The sequence below is a fragment of the Gracilibacillus phocaeensis genome (assembly GCF_900626275.1).
Lineage (GTDB): Bacteria > Bacillota > Bacilli > Bacillales > Amphibacillaceae > Gracilibacillus > Gracilibacillus timonensis.
The window spans coordinates 59472-77646 of record NZ_LR131141.1 but is presented as its reverse complement, the minus strand read 5'-3'; the positions used below and the strand labels follow the sequence as shown (position 1 = coordinate 77646).

15 protein-coding genes are annotated in these 18175 nt (G+C 39.0%); 5 read left to right on the top strand and 10 right to left on the bottom strand.

The genetic code is table 11. The features are described from left to right. Positions 1-327 precede the first annotated feature (327 nt). The 3 genes from E0E32_RS00895 to E0E32_RS00885 all read left to right on the top strand — a co-directional run bounded on the left by E0E32_RS00895 (position 328) and on the right by E0E32_RS00885 (position 3582). A complete protein-coding gene (locus tag E0E32_RS00895; protein WP_130858677.1) occupies positions 328-1290 on the top strand; it encodes an ABC transporter ATP-binding protein in 963 nt (320 codons plus the stop codon). After that, a complete protein-coding gene (locus tag E0E32_RS00890) occupies positions 1283-2800 on the top strand; it encodes an ABC transporter permease/substrate-binding protein (protein WP_130858676.1) in 1518 nt (505 codons plus the stop codon). Before E0E32_RS00895 ends, E0E32_RS00890 begins: the two co-directional genes overlap by 8 nt. A 341-nt stretch (positions 2801-3141) precedes the next feature. After that, complete coding sequence (locus E0E32_RS00885; RefSeq protein WP_130858675.1) at positions 3142-3582, top strand: hypothetical protein; 441 nt, start codon at positions 3142-3144, stop codon at positions 3580-3582. Between the two features lie 95 nt (positions 3583-3677). On the opposite strand, the gene E0E32_RS00880 is transcribed toward E0E32_RS00885, so the two are convergent. The 3 genes from E0E32_RS00880 to E0E32_RS00870 form a co-directional block, all read right to left on the bottom strand. After that, a complete protein-coding gene (locus E0E32_RS00880; RefSeq protein WP_130858674.1) occupies positions 3678-4424 on the bottom strand; it encodes an alpha/beta hydrolase in 747 nt (248 codons plus the stop codon). Between the two features lie 462 nt (positions 4425-4886). Continuing rightward, complete coding sequence (locus E0E32_RS00875) at positions 4887-7037, bottom strand: pullulanase (protein ID WP_130858673.1); 2151 nt, start codon at positions 7035-7037, stop codon at positions 4887-4889. A 410-nt stretch (positions 7038-7447) separates the two neighbouring features. Continuing rightward, positions 7448-8203: an SDR family NAD(P)-dependent oxidoreductase gene (locus E0E32_RS00870; protein WP_066186770.1), complete on the bottom strand. Its 756-nt coding sequence runs from the start codon at positions 8201-8203 to the stop codon at positions 7448-7450. Positions 8204-8412: 209 nt separating this feature from the next. Here E0E32_RS00870 and E0E32_RS00865 point away from each other — a divergent pair, with 209 nt between their 5' ends. Next, entirely contained in the window at positions 8413-8703 is a 291-nt protein-coding gene (locus E0E32_RS00865) for a hypothetical protein (protein WP_235817439.1), read from the top strand. Positions 8704-8759: 56 nt separating this feature from the next. Here the strand turns inward: E0E32_RS00865 and E0E32_RS00860 are convergent, their stop codons facing one another. Continuing rightward, on the bottom strand, positions 8760-9692 hold the full coding sequence (locus tag E0E32_RS00860; protein WP_130858672.1) for a D-2-hydroxyacid dehydrogenase: 933 nt from the start codon (positions 9690-9692) through the stop codon (positions 8760-8762). 60 nt (positions 9693-9752) lie between these two features. Continuing rightward, complete coding sequence (locus tag E0E32_RS00855; RefSeq protein ID WP_066186765.1) at positions 9753-10190, bottom strand: MarR family winged helix-turn-helix transcriptional regulator; 438 nt, start codon at positions 10188-10190, stop codon at positions 9753-9755. A 100-nt stretch (positions 10191-10290) separates the two neighbouring features. On the opposite strand from E0E32_RS00855, the gene E0E32_RS00850 reads away from it, so the two are divergent. Further along, complete coding sequence (locus E0E32_RS00850; protein WP_130858671.1) at positions 10291-11280, top strand: YhdH/YhfP family quinone oxidoreductase; 990 nt, start codon at positions 10291-10293, stop codon at positions 11278-11280. A gap of 80 nt (positions 11281-11360) precedes the next feature. Here the strand turns inward: E0E32_RS00850 and E0E32_RS00845 are convergent, their stop codons facing one another. The 5 genes from E0E32_RS00845 to E0E32_RS00825 form a co-directional block, all read right to left on the bottom strand. Further along, the gene (locus tag E0E32_RS00845) at positions 11361-12986 is read right to left on the bottom strand and encodes an extracellular solute-binding protein (RefSeq protein ID WP_130858670.1); all 1626 of its coding nucleotides are present in this window, start codon (positions 12984-12986) and stop codon (positions 11361-11363) included. 121 nt (positions 12987-13107) lie between these two features. Beyond that, positions 13108-13986: a carbohydrate ABC transporter permease gene (locus E0E32_RS00840; protein ID WP_130858669.1), complete on the bottom strand. Its 879-nt coding sequence runs from the start codon at positions 13984-13986 to the stop codon at positions 13108-13110. A 12-nt stretch (positions 13987-13998) separates the two neighbouring features. Next, positions 13999-14952, bottom strand: a complete 954-nt coding sequence (locus tag E0E32_RS00835) for an ABC transporter permease (RefSeq protein WP_130858668.1) — start codon at positions 14950-14952, stop codon at positions 13999-14001. Between the two features lie 293 nt (positions 14953-15245). Continuing rightward, complete coding sequence (locus E0E32_RS00830; protein ID WP_165444912.1) at positions 15246-17045, bottom strand: cache domain-containing sensor histidine kinase; 1800 nt, start codon at positions 17043-17045, stop codon at positions 15246-15248. Positions 17046-17062: 17 nt separating this feature from the next. After that, positions 17063-18106: a response regulator transcription factor gene (locus E0E32_RS00825; RefSeq protein WP_130858666.1), complete on the bottom strand. Its 1044-nt coding sequence runs from the start codon at positions 18104-18106 to the stop codon at positions 17063-17065. Positions 18107-18175 lie beyond the last annotated feature (69 nt).

Genomic DNA, 18175 nt, shown 5'->3' with positions numbered 1-18175 from the left:
GTGGACGGTTTGTTTCTTTTTGTTGCCATACTATCTAGGTACTTAGAACGCTTCATCCTTGCAGTGATAATCACTGTTGAACCGCTAGCGGAGAGAAATGCGGAGACTCGCAAACACGGTTCATAGGCTAAATCCGTGCCTTCCTGGAACTGTGATTACTCGCCCCACCGAAACCTATTGTCACAACGCCTGCACTTGCACGTCCTGTGCATCGCAGAACGTGCAGAAGCCGACTCCACCGCCTCATCGTTTACCACGTTTGAAATCAAGCCAGAAGGGAATCAATATATATTGTAGATAAACTGTAAAGGAGGGGTTTTCGGCTCGATGATTACCTTTAAAGATGTTAGTAAGCAATTTCCCGATGGCACAGTTGCCGTTGATTCTATTGATCTCACCATCAACCAAGGCGAATTCTTCGTACTGATTGGTCCGAGTGGCTGTGGTAAAACAACCACCTTAAAAATGATTAATCGCTTAATCCCGATTTCTGATGGTACCCTTTTTATCAATGAGCAAAAAATCAGTGAATATCAATTGGAGGAGCTGCGTTGGAACATCGGCTACGTCCTGCAGCAAATCGCCTTGTTTCCTCATATGACGATTGCAGAAAATATCTCCATTGTACCAGAATTAAAACGTTGGGATAGTCATGAAATCAAGGATCGAGTCGATGAATTACTAGAGATGGTGGGGCTTGAACCTGATACTTATCGCAACCGCAAACCAAACGAGTTATCCGGTGGTGAACAGCAAAGGGTTGGAGTGGTCAGGGCATTAGCTGCCGATCCAGATATTATCCTGATGGATGAACCCTTCAGTGCATTAGATCCCATCAGCCGAGAAAAATTACAAGATGATATCATCCATCTCCAACAAACCATTCAAAAAACGATTGTATTCGTCACCCATGATATGCAAGAAGCGCTAAAATTGGCGGATCGAATTTGTTTAATGAACAATGGCAAGATTGTACAGGTCGGTAAGCCTGATCAGATTATCCACCAGCCGGCCAATGACTTTGTTAAAGATTTTGTCGGATCAGCTGGGAAAGCCACTGTCCCTTTTCAGCTAGAAACATTTGTTGAAAAGACCTATAGCCAAGATAAAACCGCTGACGACTTTCAGCTCAACAGCACTGCCACATTACCAGAAATATTAGCGGCATTATCCAAGCATGAGCAGATATTAGTTGAAAAAGAGGGAAAGATCATTGGTCAAGTTAATCGGCAAATGATGATTGCCCATTTTTCTAAGCATTTAGAGGAAGGTGAGGCGTCCGATGCATAATCTCCTTCAAGAATTTCAAAGCAGACAGAGCAATCTATGGCAGGCACTTATTGAACATATTCAATTATCCTTCGTCGCGCTATTCTTTGCTGTCGTTATCGCAATCCCGCTTGGCATTTATTTAACGAAGAAAGAAAAGATAGCAGAAGGTATTATCGGGATAGCGGCTGTATTACAAACAATCCCATCACTGGCTTTATTAGGTCTATTTATTCCTTTATTCGGAATCGGTTATCAGCCTGCCGTTATTGCATTAGTGATCTATGCCTTACTGCCTATCCTGCGAAATACGTATACAGGCATTAAAGAAATTGATCCATCATTGGTCGAGGCCGCAATGGCAATGGGAATGAATCAATACAAAAGGTTGCAAAAGGTGGAACTGCCACTTGCCATGCCTGTAATTATGGCAGGTATTCGAACAGCAATGGTGCTTATTATTGGAACAGCAACCTTGGCTGCCTTAATTGGTGCAGGGGGATTAGGGGATTTAATTTTATTAGGCATTGATCGAAATAATTCTGCACTCATTGTATTAGGAGCTATTCCCGCTGCTCTGTTGGCCGTTATTTTTGATTTTTTGCTAAGAAAGATGGAGAAGTTATCCTATAAAAAAACGCTAATTACTGTTGCTATCATTGTGGTGGTCACCTTTAGTTTCTCTATTGTTCCTAGTTTGATCAAAAATAATCAAGACACCTTAACCATCGGCGGTAAGTTAGGTGCAGAACCAGAAATTCTGATAAATATGTATCAATTACTCATCGAAGAAGAGACGGATATCCAGGTTGAATTGGAACCTAGTCTTGGAAAAACAACCTTTTTATACAACGCCTTGCAAAATGGAGATATTGATATTTATCCTGAATTTACCGGGACAATTATTTCTGAATTCCTCAATGAAACAGCTAATAGCAAGGAAGAGGAAGAAGTCTACCAGCAGGCAAGAGATGGCATTTTAGCAGAAGCTGATTTAACACTATTAGAACCAATGGCTTATAACAATACCTATTCCTTAGCGGTATCGGAAGCATTTGCGGAAGAACATAATCTTGAATCCATTTCAGATTTACATGGTTTAGAGGAGCAAATAAATGCTGGATTCACCTTGGAATTTTCTGATCGCGAGGATGGTTACATTGGCATTCAGGATATATATAACCTTACCTTTCCAAACCTTGATACGATGGAACCAAAGTTGCGTTATACGGCCGTGGAACAGGGGGACATTAATCTGTTAGATGCCTATTCAACTGATAGTGAAATCAAAAGATATAACTTACAGGTGCTAGTGGATGATCAATCCTTATTCCCACCATATCAGGGGGCTCCGCTACTCCGGACCGATACGTTAGAAGACTACCCTGAATTGGAAGAGATTCTCAACCAATTGGCCGGCAAGATAACCGATGAGGAAATGCGAGAGATGAATTATCGAGTAGACGTCGATGGAGAAAGCCCGAAAGCAGTAGCGGAAAACTATTTACAGCAAGAAGGGCTGCTCGAATAATCATTGCCGTTCTACTTTTGTGATCATCAAATCGATGAGAACAAAAAGCTCAAAAAGATGGATCTTTTGCAGACTAAATAAACAGCTACCATATAAACTGGCTGTTGGATCTCCTGCTTCCTATTTTCAAACTTTTCTCTTCTTGAAGTGGGCTCTTACCACCAGTTTCCATATGATAAATTTCTAGAATATCCAAACATGAATGGATATAATGAAAAGGCACTTGATCATCCTACTATGATGTTATCATTGTAGGAATGACAGGTGTTTTTCTATGATATCACTCATACTTTATCTATTTTAAGATTCAAGCCACAAAACGGTTTCACTGGGGTAGGAAAATGTTTTTTAGAAGAAAACCGAAAATAAACGAGCAAACAATCCAAAAACTAGTGCAAAATCTGGAAACAGCGTATATCAATAAGGATATCAAGCAATTGACAGACATGTTTCATCCGTATCATCGTGATATCTCGTTTCTCAATCACTCTTCTCTTTCGATGAATTTTCAAATCTACGATGTAACATCTACAGAGCATACCAAAGAATTCATTGAGGGAAATCCAGTAGAATACAGTGATATTATTGCACAGGAAGAAGATTACTCGATCATTGAAATAAAAATACAAGGTCGTTCTGGATTACAGCATGAATTAGTTTTGAACATTGTTGCGTCGGATGGTTTTTTTATGATCCGTTTTCTACAAAGCTGGAATACCTTGATTGACGAAGAATTGCGCCAGCACTTGATCGAACAAATGAAAAAAGCTGCTGCGATATAGGAATAGTATTTTCAATTGCCAAATATAGGTGATAAATATTGTTGATAAAATAGTTACAGCCTCTTCCCAAGAATGAAAAGAGGCTGTTCTACATTTTATTGCTGAAGCGATCGTACAAACTCCTTAATGGAATCAGTAATTAAATCCTGGTCATAATCCAAGCTGGCTACGTGGTAGGAATTGGGTAGCAACTGCTTCTGCTTATACGTTGAATTCACTCGTTCCAAAATAAAATCCGTATTTTCAACCGGTACTACGTGATCCTGATAGGAAACCATACATAATAACGGACAAGAAATAGTATTCAACTTTGGACGAACCTCATCCATGATGCCCAATAATTGTTGATAGCCATTTATCGGCGTTTCAGTGTAGGTAATCTCGTAGGCATTAGGTCGCTTAATATCTGGTTCACCTTCTGCAATATATCTGTATTTATCTTCCAATCGATAATGTTGGAATGCTGGGATATCCATAGCAGGATTAATCAACATAATACCATCAATATTTGGAATGAATGTTGCCAAGTGTAACGTCAAGGTGCCTCCCATCGATTGCCCAACCACATAGACAGTCTCGCATACCTCTTTTAAACCGTGGTAAGCCTTCACTATATTATTCATCCAATCTGTATACGACGAAAAAGCCAATTCTTCTGGGCTTGTTCCATGCCCATCCAATCTCAAACCACTGACTGTATAACCAGCTTCATGCAATGACTGACCAAGGTATTTCATACTCTGAGGGGTACCAATAAAACCATGACATAATAAAATCCCAATTTCTCCACCTTGATAGTAAAAAGGTTCCGCTCCTTTGATTATTTTATCTGCAACAAGCATGATAAAACCTCCTTGTTTATGCGCTTTATCAAATTATACCTATAGATAAAGTTGGAATTAATCCAACCGATAATATTTCTACTTTCGTCTTTGTTATCTTACATCATATACCGATTAAACACTCCTGTCAATCATTAAATATATAATTCCTATAAAAATACTTGGTTATACAAAAAACATCCACAGATATAAGATGAATTAAATAATTTCGCATTGATCGGATAAATGCTCTGTATCCATTTACGCGGTATGGTGAGATAACCAAGGAATAAATAAATGTATTCTCTGGGTTATCTCACCATACCGCTACCTTTCAACAGAGCTGAAAGGCAGGTGAATGACTATTCACACGAATGGATCAAACGAGGTATTATCAGGAAATCATGCGAGCAAAGACATACTTGTAACACATTTTTGTTACATTTATAAGTTCAACTTATAGAGGTTGTTCACTTTATACTATCAGTTATCGATAGTGACACGAATCACGACTGCAGTCAGCGCCTCTATTTCAATAGAATCTTTCCATAATTGAACACCAATAGGCTTATGGATAACATCTATACCCGCATGCTGCTGGTCAACAATTATTTTTCCACCTTGTAAATCTTCCGATAAGCTCAACTTTCTTGAGGTATTATCCGCATTGATGAACACATAATAGGCGGTCTTTCCATCACTATTTTCCGTGCGAAAAGCAAGTACAAGGTCTTCCTCTGCTATTTCAACTATACCCAGCAACGAAACCTTTTCATGGATCATCTCGATCGTAGCATGACGAAAGGCATCCGCAGAACGCCGTAAGGTAACCAAACCTTTGGTAAACTCTCTTGTAGCGGTCTCCGTAGGATAGACTTTCGTATTGGTTGCCTTTTCCCAGTCGAATTGATTGACCCTATCACTGGCATTATAAGAATCGTGAATAAAATAAGGGTACATAAATGGCTTCCCTTGCTCATCCGTTAAAAAGGTGGACTTATAAGGCGGTTCTGCTGCCATTCCTTGAAAATCTGGATGTAGGAATTGCTTCGTGCGACCATACTCCTGACCAGCATGAAGAAATGACGTCCCTTGTGCCACCAGAACCATCAGATTGCTTAGTCGAATACGCTGATGAATTTCTACCGAATGATCTTTTGGATCCTTTTTTATCGATTGGGCAATCACATCGTGCAAGGTTAAATTATCATGTGCTGAGATATAAGACACAACATCGCCTGGATTCGTTACTTGAAAGTTGTTAGGATTAGCTGTCATATTGCGAAAGATCGTTCCAATATGGCGAGCGCCACCAGTTAGAAATCGAGGTTCTCCCTCACTACCATAACCCGACTTCAACTCATTACGGAATTCATCAGAAAATGAGCCGACACTGTTCGTATCCTGCATCCAATGTTGGTCGGCCGCCTGCACATCCGCATCGTCTTCGTCTCCGGCATATGTCAGCCAACCTTCCCCGATCATCACAATATGAGGATTCCGTTTTTTTGCTTCATTGTAGGCTAGTTGAATCGTTTTCGCGTCATGATCTCCCATCATATCAAAACGAAAACCATCGATTTTAAATTCCTCTACCCAATAAACAATCGAATCGAGCAGTAAGCGACGTGCCATTTGGTGGGTTGTACCTAATCGTCCTCCGCCAAAGCTTTCACGCGCTGTTCCATCGGCGTTCGTAAAATGATAATAATGAGGTTCTAAATCTTCCAGGATATGCAATTGCGCCGTATGATTATAAACGACATCCAACATAACCCCCATCCCTCTTGTATGGATTTCATGAATTAGACCTTTAAATTCTGCTATTCTTTTTTCAGGATCTGCGGGGTTTGTGGAATACATTCCTGATAATGAAAAATAACTATGTGGATCATACCCCCAATTATAATTGGCATAAGCAGCTTGCCAATCGGACATGCGCTTATTGTTATCTAATTCATTGATAAAATAATAATTCATAACCGGTAACAATTGGATATGAGTGACCCCTAAATCCTTTATATAATCCAATTTATCAATAAAAGAACAAAAGGTGCCAAATGGTGCTTGCAGCTCTTCACTAATCGAAGGATCAGAGGTAAAATCACGGACATGGATTTCATATATAATTGCGTCTTCTCGTTTTTCAAATCCTTCAATAGATGCATACATTAATTCAGGCCCTAATGCACTGGGATCTACAATCGCTGCCTTACCAATATGATTATCTGGATCATTGCTATTCCACGCAGCCATGGATTTAGCATATGGATCAAGCGTGAGCACCCTCTCTCCCTCACGTTCTATGGCAACATGATAAAAGTAACCCATCAACTCATTTATGCCTAATGTCTCTGCATCTAATTCTACTAGCCAAACTCCTTGTTTCAGACGCGTCATTGGTATGTCATCCCTCACGATTTGTTTGGGATTATCCTTATCATACAAGACGACTGCTACGTGATCTGCACTTGGAGACCATAGTCTCAAAGTGACATGCTTGTCATCATGTATTTCCAACCCTAATTTGCCTTTATAACCAAACTGATCGTCTTTTATCCTCCAGTTTGCATTTGCATCTGCTTTTTGCTCTTTATGCCCCACTCTCTCCATCGTTATCGCATCTGTTCTCATTATTGCCCCACCCTTTATTTCTACGCTTATTTAGTCAAAGTGGAAATCCCACTGTCGTTCTATAAACCGTTGTCACCAGTACTTTTATTATCATCAAAAGTTTACCCCTATTAAACAACTTTTAATCATTGTACATCTAGGATAAACAAGCCTGTACTACAGTAAATTCCAATGAAAATATGAGTCCTAAACGATTTTATCCGGCAAAATGTTTGTTATTTCCCAGGAAATGAACGGCATGATTTGCACTGTATCTACTTATATGCGAACTTGTTCTCGGTTTTTCTGCTTTATTACCATATCATATGCTACCAATAAATAATAGTTAATTGTTTTTTACATCCGCTCATTAAGAATGCTGACTCCAAAACAAGGAAGTCAGCAAGAATTGCCAATTTATTTGGTTGTTACTAAAGGGAGCTGGTTGCACCGCCATCGACAGGAAATTCCGCTCCTGTAGTGTACGACGAATCATCAGAAGCAAGGAACAGGACGGTTTTCGCTACCTCCGATCGCTTGCCTAAACGACCAAGGGGATAATCTTCACCCAGTTCTTCGGTCGTAGTTCCTTGTTGTTCTGCGCCGTAATCAGCCATTTGTGTATCAATATACCCTGGATGAATCGAATTAACACGAATTTGTTGCCTGGCTACCTCCATGGCTACATCCTTTGTCATGATGCGCACTGCTCCCTTGCTAGCGCCGTACAAGGCATGGCCTGGTGCACCTCGGAGGCCCGCTACCGAAGAAGCATTAATAATCGAACCACTATTTTGCTTTTGCATGACAGGCAGGACATGCTTCATTCCTAAAAAAGTGCCAGTCACATTAATAGCCATTAATTTATTCCATGTATCTAACTCCAGCTCTGTAATTGGTTTAATAATATAAATACCGGCATTATTGAATAAAACATCGATCGTTCCGAATTGGTCAACCGCCTTCTCAACGGCTTTCTGCCAGTCTTCTTCCTTACTCACATCATGTTTTATACTGATTGCCTCTGCACCTAATTCCTTTACTTCTTTTTCCGTTTCCTGCACCGCATCTACAGCCACATCTGTTAAAACTAATTTAGCGCCTTCCTTCGCAAATAACAAGGCTGTTTCTTTACCAATACCTGAACCAGCTCCTGTTATCAACGTTACTTTGTTTTTTACTCTCATATTGCTTTACCTCCTTGATATTTTCACTAATACCCTGTTATTCTTTCCAAGATATCCATGATTACTCATAAGAAGCAGCATAGAGTGTACAGTTAACAAAATAGAGAGAGCTTCTCTGAAAAAAGAAACACAACCAACAAGGACGACGCATAGAGTAAGCAATAGGTGAATTACCTAAAAATATTATATCAATAAATGAGGTGGCGCATTTGTATCATCCTAATTATCAGTACCAGCAGCAAGGGAATATGCATGCTGCGATGGATAATCAGCCAAATAGGAACCAAGGAAATGGGGCTCAACAAGTATTAGCAACGGTAGAGCCCGTCGTTCGGCATGGCCTAAATGAAGCTCAGCAGCTCGGTGTTCCCCATGCGATGACAGAAGCCGTTGCCATTGCCTATTTGATGGGGCAAGGTCAAGATTTTCAATCGGCGTGGTCTACGGTAGAATCCTGGTGGCGACCGCAATTCCCATCACAGCCCAATACTTTTTATTAAATAAGTGCGAGAGAATCATCGATATGCAACCAGACAAATATTCATGATCCTTGATCTTAATAACCCTTTACCATATCCACTTTGTTTGGAAGGGGGTGTTTGTTTTCAATATGCTGCAAAGTTTCAACAAAGCACGCCACCGCTTCTTCCGGAGTAGTTATCGCTGCAATATGAGGGGTCATTCTGATCTTTGGATGTCGCCAAAAAGGGTGATCTGCTCCCAATGGTTCGTGAGCAAACACATCCAGTATGGCACCTCGCACATGTTCGGAAGTTAACGCCTCCAGCAGATCCTTCTCACAAACAGACTCTCCCCTGCCTACATTAATAAAAAGCAGTTGAGAAGTATACTGAAATAAGGTGCGATTGAAGATTTGATCTGTTTTTTCTGTTAATGGCAACGTATTAATCAGATAATCCATTTCTGTTATCTTTGAAAAATGATCAGAAAAGGAAGTCACGGTCTCAAAATTCGGCTTGCTATTTCCACTTAAGGACACACCATATACCTTCATTCCTAGAGAAGATAATACTTTGGCAATATGTTGGCCGATCTTTCCTGTCCCATAGATCAGCACCTTGGCTTCTGATAAGAGCCTTGGTGCTTTTGGCTGCCATGTAGTTTGTGCTTGTAATTCACTAAAAGGAGTATGACACTGCAGATCTGCTAAGATATAACTAAGACAATACTCCGTAATCCGCTGGCCAAACGAGCCAGTCATTCTCGTTAACAATACTTGTTCATCCCATGACTTTTTATATAAAAAATGGTCCACACCTGCCCCAAGGGAGTGTACCCACTTCACCTTACTAAAATCATAATCCTCACTTAATTGGAAGCTGACAAAGGCATCCGCCCAATCTAAATCCGTTTCACTAAGCTCTGCTTCCGTCACAAAACGATACGACTGAGTCAGGTGGTAGCTGTTCAGGATGTCTTTTATTTGAGGATTCATCTCACTTACAAACAAAATATGGTTGATATCCATGTTGTAACTCCTTTTTATTTAACATATATCATGCCGCTGAAATCCGTTATCTCTATGAGCTTACATAGGATCCCCATCGAATAAATCCGTTTGAATGATTTGAAGTAACCCTGCTTTCAAGACGTTTTTTTCCTGATCACTTAGGTTCTGCAATACGGTTTTATCCATTTCAAGCGTTATCTTCTCAACGACATGTCGGATTTGCTCTGCCTTTTCTGTACTGTTTACGACCACATGCCTTCGGTTATGAGAGTCTACCTTCCGTTCAATCAACTCTCGTTTTTGCATTTTATCCAGTATACCTGATACCGTGGGTGCCTCCAGATAAAGCAACTCTCCTATTCGTTTGGGAGAAATCTTCCCCTCCGTCCACAAACAGTTTAAGACGCCATATTGAGCGGGAGTGAGGTTATATTCCTCTAAACATGTTCGAAAATAGGTAAATACTTTATGCTGTGATACGCTCAATAAAAAATTGATACATTGATGTAAATCCACGACAATCACCTCCATCTTGACAATGATATCATAACATGATACGTTCACTATAGAAATAGTTTTGTCACAAAAATATACTAGCATAAATTAGGAGGATATCATGGATTCCTTTCAAGCGATGGTTGTAAAAAAAACGAATGACGATGTCAAATATAACGTAGAAAACGTAACACTCGCTCACCTATCCGATGGCGAGGTATTAATCAAGGTTACCTATTCCTCGGTAAATTATAAAGATATGCTTGCCGTCCAACCAAATAGTGGTGTCGTGAGTGATTATCCAATGATTCCAGGTATTGATTTGAGCGGAACCGTCGTGAGTTCTGCTAACGATCAATTTGCAGAGGGGCAAGAAGTATTAATTACTGGCTTTGGAACGGGCGTTAATCATACAGGTGGGTTTTCTGAATATGCCAGAGTTCCTGCCGATTGGATAGTGCCACTACCGAAAGGACTGACTTTAAAAGAGGCCATGATTTTTGGCACCGCTGGCTTTACAGCAGCTTTATCCCTGCAGGCATTAGAAAATCAAGGGATGACACCTGAACACCACCCTCACATTTTGGTTACCGGTTCAACGGGAGGCGTGGGAAGTATCGCTGTACAAATTCTATCAAAAATGGGATATCCGCATATTAGCGCTTTAGTTCGTAAAGAAAAGCAAGTAGCTGTTGCCAAATCATTGGGAGCAACCGATGTTATATTTGCTTCTGAACTTGGAGATGGCAAGAAGCCACTAAACAAACAAACCTATGATTATGTGTTGGATACAGTCGGTGGAGATGTAGCGGCTCGTCTGATTCCACAAATTCGTTATGGTGGCAGTATGAGTATGTGCGGTAATGCCGGTGGGTTAAAGCTATCGACCAATGTGCTTCCTTTTATTCTTCGAGGTATCAACCTGTTAGGGATTGATTCCGTAAACGTCCCTATTACAGATCGCCCTGCCATTTGGAAAAAGTTAGCTAATGAATGGAATGTTGCCGCAACAACGGTAAGCAATGACGTAACGCTTCAGGAATTGACTGACACCATAGATGCTGTAAAAAATGGACAGCATTTAGGAAGAACGGTAGTAGACCTCTCGTAAATTACGAGAGGTCTACTAGATAGATCGATACTCATACTAAGCACTTGCTAACTTGATTCACTGTTTTCATGCAAACTTCATCATCTTCTTGGCTCTAAATAATCACCGCTATCATAACGTTCTTGGGCCTCTTCTAGCAGATTGCTTCCACCACGTTCTATCCATTCATCAACCACATTAGGCCAATCATCAATTGGTTCGGCACCTGTTATCATCTTAGCCATATTTTCCATAATGAAAGGGGCAGGGACATCTGATTTCGCGGACAAATTTGGCGTATTATCCAAGGCATTTAAACCGGGGATATAGCGTATACCATCCCTACCTTCATTAGCCAAAATTGTATCATAGGTTTCCATAAGCTGTTGCCCTTCTTCCGTTAACTCCAGTAAATTAGCGTAATACGTCGTATCTTTGATTAACCATAACCAACCTGTTCGATACCGTTCGATATTGATTTCATCATTTGTTTCTGGCTGATGATAATTAACCTGTTCACCTTCTACTTCATAGTCTTCCCCCTCGATTCCATATGAGAAGAAAGTTTCTGCTTCGTCAGTTAACATCCAATCCAGGAACTTAATAATCTCTACTGCCTTATCCTCTGCCTCTTTATTGATCATATAAGCACGAGGGACACTGCCATAAAGATAGTATCCACCTTCCCCATCTGGACCTCTTGGTGAAGGAACAATTGCTAACTCGCCCTCTGGTACACTGTCTTCTAACTGACCTTGCCATTGCAATAATTCGTTGGCATTCATACTCCACATGGCGGACTTACCAGAGAGACCGGCATTTTTATAGTCATTATATTCATGCGTTAAAAATTCTGGATGAATCAAACCCTCATCATACATCGTCTTGTAAGTCTCAATAGCATTTGTCATATTTTCCTCATTGAAAAATTTAGGTTGAACTTGACCATCCACTAGTTCCAATTGGGAACCATAAGCGAAGGCATCAAATGATCCAAAAAAGGTATCAGCATATTTAAACTCAGCTCTACCAGAATATGGATGTTCAATACCCATATTTTTAAATGTTCGCAATATGTCCAGAGTTTCTTCAACTGTCCATGCTTCTTCTGGAGTAGTCGGAATAGGAATACCCGCTTCTTCTAGTAAGTCCGCTCTAACAACGGTAGCTCTTCTGGAAGGATTTCCTAAGAACTCAGGAATTGCATAGATGACACCATCATCATAGGTAACAGCATCCCAAGCCTCTTGTGGAATTTCCTCCAATAAATGTGGCCCATGCTCCTTAATAAGATCATCTAATGGCAGAAACACGCCTGCATCAACGGCATCTCGCATCGTATCCCCACCCCCATATGCACCTGAAGTTGTCACCACATCTGGAATATCTCCAGAGGCAAACATTAAATCCATTTTTTGATCAAATTCACTATGAGGCACTGGTTTAATATCAAGATCTACATTAGTAATTTCCTCGAGCTCTTTAACGTATGGGTCATCATTAATATTAGAATGATTCTCCACATGAATAAAACCTAAAGTCCTCATAGATATAGAAATATCTGTCGGCTTCCCGTTATCTTCCTCATTTGAATCACCTTCTTCTGAACTACTTTCTGAACTACTTTCTGAACTACTTTCACTGGACTGACATGCCACAACTACCAGTAATAATAAACTAATAACCATGAACAACAATAGCTTCACTCGCAATACTTTGTTTCTCATAAAAGACCTCCTCTAAAAACGATAGATTATTTCATGCAATTTCATTATATTTTGAAGCGCTTTCACAATATAGGGTTTTCTTTAGGTTATCTTGTGATTTTTTCATTCTTCGTTTATTTTACTATTCTTTAATCGAACCTATCATTACCCCTTTAACAAAATGTTTCTGTAATAATGGATAGATTAACAAGATAGGGACAATAGCTATCATAATCGTCGCCATTTGGATACCTTCTGTTGAATTCATAAATTCAGTAGAAATGGTTGTCTCTACATCTACCGATAAATCATCTGATTGGATCATTTCTCTTAGTTTTACCTGTAAAGGATACAATCGAGGGTCATTTAAAAAATACAGCGCATTCTGATAGCTATTCCAATGGTATACTCCATAAAAAATTGTCATCGTTGCTATCACAGGTTTAGAATAAGGCAGCACAATGCGCAGCAATATTCCCAGTTCATTACAGCCATCAATTCGAGCAGCATCAATTAATGCCGTTGGAATCTGTTGAAAGAAGGAGCGCATAACGATAAAATTAAATGCACTAATCGCATTGGGGATCAACAGCGCCCACAGTGAATCAATCATCCCTAATTGCTTGATAACTAAATAAGTAGGAATGAGCGGTGCAGAGAAAATCATAGTGAAAATAACACCCAATAAAATAATTCTTCTACCTTTGTATTCTGCCCTAGATAATGGGTAAGCCAGTGACGCCGTAGCAATTAGATTAATCAGTGTCCCTACAACGGTAATAAACACCGTAATACCCAGCGCTCTCCATATCGAGGCATCCTGGAATACATATTGATAGTTAATTAAATCAAAATCAACCGGCCACAGAATCACCTTACCTTCTGCTACCGCACTAGAAGAGCTAAAGGATTTGGCCAATATATGAACAATCGGCAAGACCATAGTCAAAGCTAACAGACCAATAAGAGAATAATTAAATACATTAAATAACTTTCTGCTTTTACTTACTTTGAGACTCATCGAAATACCTCCTTAATATAAACTGTTTCCAGTTGCTTTTCTACTTAAGAAGTTGGCTATAAATAATAGAAACAATCCGATTAAAGATTTAAACAATCCCATCGCTGTTGTTAAGCTATACTGAGCACTCTGTAATCCAACTTCATAGATATACGTATCAATAATATGACCCGTCCCCCCGTTCAAAGGGTTTAAAAAGGTGTAGACTCTCTCAAATCCAAAATCAAGAAACTGGCCAATTTGTAGTAGAAATAAAATAGTGATAGTTGGTAATAATGAAGGCAGAGTAATTTTCATCGTTTGCTGCCAGCGATTTGCTCCGTCTACTTCAGCTGCTTCATAAAGCTCTGGATTAATACCGGAAAGGGCAGCCAAGTAAATAATAGTCCCCCATCCTATACTTTGCCATACTCCTGAGCTAATCAAGATTGGCCTTGTGTACTGTTCACTGCCAAAAAAGTAAATATGATCAAACCCCATCCATTCAATGAAACTATTAACAATTCCATTTGACGGAGATAAGATTGTCATAAATAATCCACTAATTATCACCCATGACAGGAAGTGTGGCATGTACACAATCGTTTGAATAACTCGTTTATATAACACCACTCTTAATTCATTAAGAAGCAATGCCAAAATGATAGAAGCAGGGAAATTAAAGATAATATCATAAAAGCTTATCACAAACGTGTTCTTAATAATGTTAAAGATATCCGGATTATCAAACATAGCTATAAAATGTTGAAAACCAACCCATGGGCTATCCGTAAATCCGGCAAAAATATTATAATCTTGAAATGCTATAATAGAACCAGCCATGGGTACATATTTAAAAATAAAAAAATATAATATCCCTGGAATAGACATAATATATAATGCCTTATATTTACGAATATGCTTCCACATTCTTTTTCTTTCTGTCATCTGTTTTTTTGCCACCACTTCTGTTGACAATTGACTCATAACCTTCTACCTCCCCTGAATAAAGATCCCTTAGTAATCGTTTTCATTTTCCGCTTCCATTTTTGATTATCAGACACGAAGCGATCACCTCCTAGTTGCAAACTCTCAACTTCCCGTTACCTTTCATCCTACTGTTTCTGTGGAAATGCTGCTATGGGTTTGTTTAACATCACTTGTGTTTTTTTTAGGAGTTAGAAAACGGAGACGATAAAAAAGACTAGTTTAGTGAGGGGAGCACGTTTCTAACATACAAAAAAACGCCCAGAAATACCCAGGCGTTATGATTGAGTGTTTTAGCTGCCCTCTACCCTTAAATTTGAAGGTACTTTAATAATAACTCGCGTCCCCTTCCCAAGCTCACTCTCCAATTGCAGACCGTATTTATCGCCAAAAAGCAATTGGATTCTGCGATGAATATTTTTTAGCCCAATCCCTGCCGCACCGTCCATTTGCGATTCTTTATCTACTGTTTGTAAGAATCGTCTCATTTCGTGTAAGCGAGCAAGCGACATTCCCTGGCCATTATCTTCTACACTGACTAAAAATAATTCATCTTTCATGGTAGCAGCGATTTTAATCTCACCAAGTGCTTCCCCATCTTTCAGTCCGTGTTCAATCGCATTTTCTACTAGTGGTTGCAAGCTCAACTTGACTATTTCTTTATCAAAATAATTGGGATGAACACAAATTTTTAATGTGAAATTTTTTCTCATACGATGTTCTTGAATTACTAAATAACTTCTAATATGATCTAGTTCATCTGCTAACGTCACCACTTCAAGGTTTTTTACAGAATAGCGGAACATAGAGGCCAATGAATCAGCGATCTCAGATATTTCATCAGAACCCTTGATCAGCCCATAGGCATTCATGGTCTCAAGTGTGTTATAGAGAAAGTGTGGATTAATTTGTGATTGCAAAGCTTGTAATTCGTTTTTTTGCATTTCGATTTCTCTTTCCTGAACCTTTAATTGTGTCTTCTGATTCTGAAGTTCAGCATGATATATCTTATCTATTAATTTCTTTAACTCTTCAATCATCCGATTATAGCTTTTTACCAAACTAACGATTTCTGCGGGTCCATCCAATTTAGGAACCTTTGACCAGATTCCCTTTTCCATCTTTCTTAAATGTTGCTGTAAGAGGTGAATCGGCTTGACGATACTTCTAGTGAAACCAAAGGCCAACAAAGAAGCAAGTAACAGGGATAAACCACCTGATGTAAAAGCAACAATTCTTATTCCAGAAATTGGTTCATATAGTTCTCTTTTTGGAATAGTAGTTACTGTCTTCCAATTGGTGGAGTTAGCCGTTTGATAATAATAAAATTTCTGTTCCTCCTCCCAAGTCGATATGAACGAACCACTTCGTTCTTGACTCATAGCTGTTTGGGTTTTCGAACGGACATAAGAACCAAACAAATTAGAATCAGGATGATAAATAATTTGGCCTTCATCATCTAGAATCATTAAGTTACTTCTTTCTCCAAGATTCGCCATTGACCAAAATTCTTCAATACTAGATAAGGTGAGATCAACTCCTAATATTCCTCGTGGTTCAAAGTCTGTTCCTCTGATCTTTCTGGTAAAGGTAATAACGATTTTTCCATCCATTGTCTTTCTTGCCTTAAATACCACTTTACCACTGTCAGGTGCAATCTCACTGAGTTCTTGATACACTTTTTCTATTGGAAATGGATCGAGTGGTGAATAGTAACGATCTTCTGATAAAATCGAACGACCTTCAGCTGTTATAATATACATTAAATCAATTGCATCATTTTGCTCTGTTATCTGATTCATTTTGTCTACGATATCACTGTACACTTGATATCGTTTCAGTTCTTGATTTGCTCCTAATTCAACGAATTCCTTCACATTTGGATCAGTTACTAACGGCAAGGTGACCTGTTCATACCCCTCCAAAAAACGATCTACTTGCAGATTTGTCACCAATATATTTTTGTGCAGATATTCACCTACTTGCTTTTGTATGGAATGAGCGGCTCGCATATAAATGATTAGCGAAGAAATAAATAAGGGAATGAAAATAGCTATTAAAAAAAATAAAAATAAGCGCTGAAACAAATTCATGGCTCGGAGCCACCTCATCATAAAGGAATACCTAGTTGCTGTTTATATGAGGAGGGCGTGACACCAGTATATATCTTGAAGCTCTTTGTAAAATGAGCTAAATCGCTATAGCCAATTTCATTTGAAATATCAATAATCCTCATTTGATTTTGTTCAATTAATTGCTTTGCCCGCTCCATGCGTATTTTCCTCCTAAAGGCCACAAAACTCTCCCCTGTTTCTTTCTTGAATAGTTGACTAAAATAGGTTGGATTAAAACCAAGTTTCTCTGCTACATCTGCAAGACTTAATCGCTCATCTAAATGTGTTTGAATATACTCTTTGGCAGCATCGATCGGATCGATAACGTTTCCTTTTCTTTTCAAACGGATGACATGAATAATCTCCTGACATCTCAGCAAAAAATCAGCATCTAATTCCTCTTTTGAATAACCGTTCACCTGTAATAAACTTTTAGAGACTTCTGGAATTCCTCTTTTATACAAACGACCAAGCAACAATTGTAATATGTCTTCTAATGACTTTTGATACATCCAGCTATCTATAGGCTGATTAGGTAATTGACGAGACCACCGAAGAAATTGTTCCCCTACACTTTCTTCTTTTAACTGCCATATTGAATGTTCCAATCCTTCAACAATATCCTGCGATTGAGTAAGGCTTACTACAGAATGAATCATTGTCTGCCTGTCCGCCATTAGACGATCAATCGTCTCATTCATTTTCTTCTTTGTTACCGGTTTAAGTAAATAATCTTTCACACCGTTTTTCAAAGCTTCCTGTGCATATTCAAAATCATTAAAACCAGAAATAATCACCCACTGCGTCATCGATTTTTTCGGAGACCATTTCTTCACCAACTCTAGTCCACTCATTTTCGGCATCTTAATATCCGTAAAAATAACATCAAATGATTGCTGATTTAATAATTGATTAGCTTCTTCTCCATCATGCGCGATACAAATATTCGGCGTTTTGTTATTCGGATACTTGTATTCCTTTAACAAAAAGGAAATACCTTTTAAAATCATCGGTTCATCTTCAATGATCAATAAATCCAATAGCAACACCCCATTTTTATTTTAGAAAACGCTTACACAATCGTACCATAAATGAAGAGAAAAGTGGAA

Bases quoted from the DNA above. Each gene is read 5' to 3' on its own strand.
- E0E32_RS00895 (WP_130858677.1), top strand. From the start codon at position 328: ATGATTACCTTTAAAGATGTTAGTAAGCAATTTCCCGATGGCACAGTT.
- E0E32_RS00840 (WP_130858669.1), bottom strand. From the start codon at position 13,986: ATGAGTCTCAAAGTAAGTAAAAGCAGAAAGTTATTTAATGTATTTAAT.
- E0E32_RS00845 (WP_130858670.1), bottom strand. From the start codon at position 12,986: ATGAGAAACAAAGTATTGCGAGTGAAGCTATTGTTGTTCATGGTTATT.
- E0E32_RS00890 (WP_130858676.1), top strand. From the start codon at position 1,283: ATGCATAATCTCCTTCAAGAATTTCAAAGCAGACAGAGCAATCTATGG.
- E0E32_RS00830 (WP_165444912.1), bottom strand. From the start codon at position 17,045: ATGAATTTGTTTCAGCGCTTATTTTTATTTTTTTTAATAGCTATTTTC.
- E0E32_RS00875 (WP_130858673.1), bottom strand. From the start codon at position 7,037: ATGAGAACAGATGCGATAACGATGGAGAGAGTGGGGCATAAAGAGCAA.
- E0E32_RS00870 (WP_066186770.1), bottom strand. From the start codon at position 8,203: ATGAGAGTAAAAAACAAAGTAACGTTGATAACAGGAGCTGGTTCAGGT.
- E0E32_RS00835 (WP_130858668.1), bottom strand. From the start codon at position 14,952: ATGAGTCAATTGTCAACAGAAGTGGTGGCAAAAAAACAGATGACAGAA.
- E0E32_RS00880 (WP_130858674.1), bottom strand. From the start codon at position 4,424: ATGCTTGTTGCAGATAAAATAATCAAAGGAGCGGAACCTTTTTACTAT.
- E0E32_RS00885 (WP_130858675.1), top strand. From the start codon at position 3,142: ATGTTTTTTAGAAGAAAACCGAAAATAAACGAGCAAACAATCCAAAAA.
- E0E32_RS00850 (WP_130858671.1), top strand. From the start codon at position 10,291: ATGGATTCCTTTCAAGCGATGGTTGTAAAAAAAACGAATGACGATGTC.
- E0E32_RS00860 (WP_130858672.1), bottom strand. From the start codon at position 9,692: ATGGATATCAACCATATTTTGTTTGTAAGTGAGATGAATCCTCAAATA.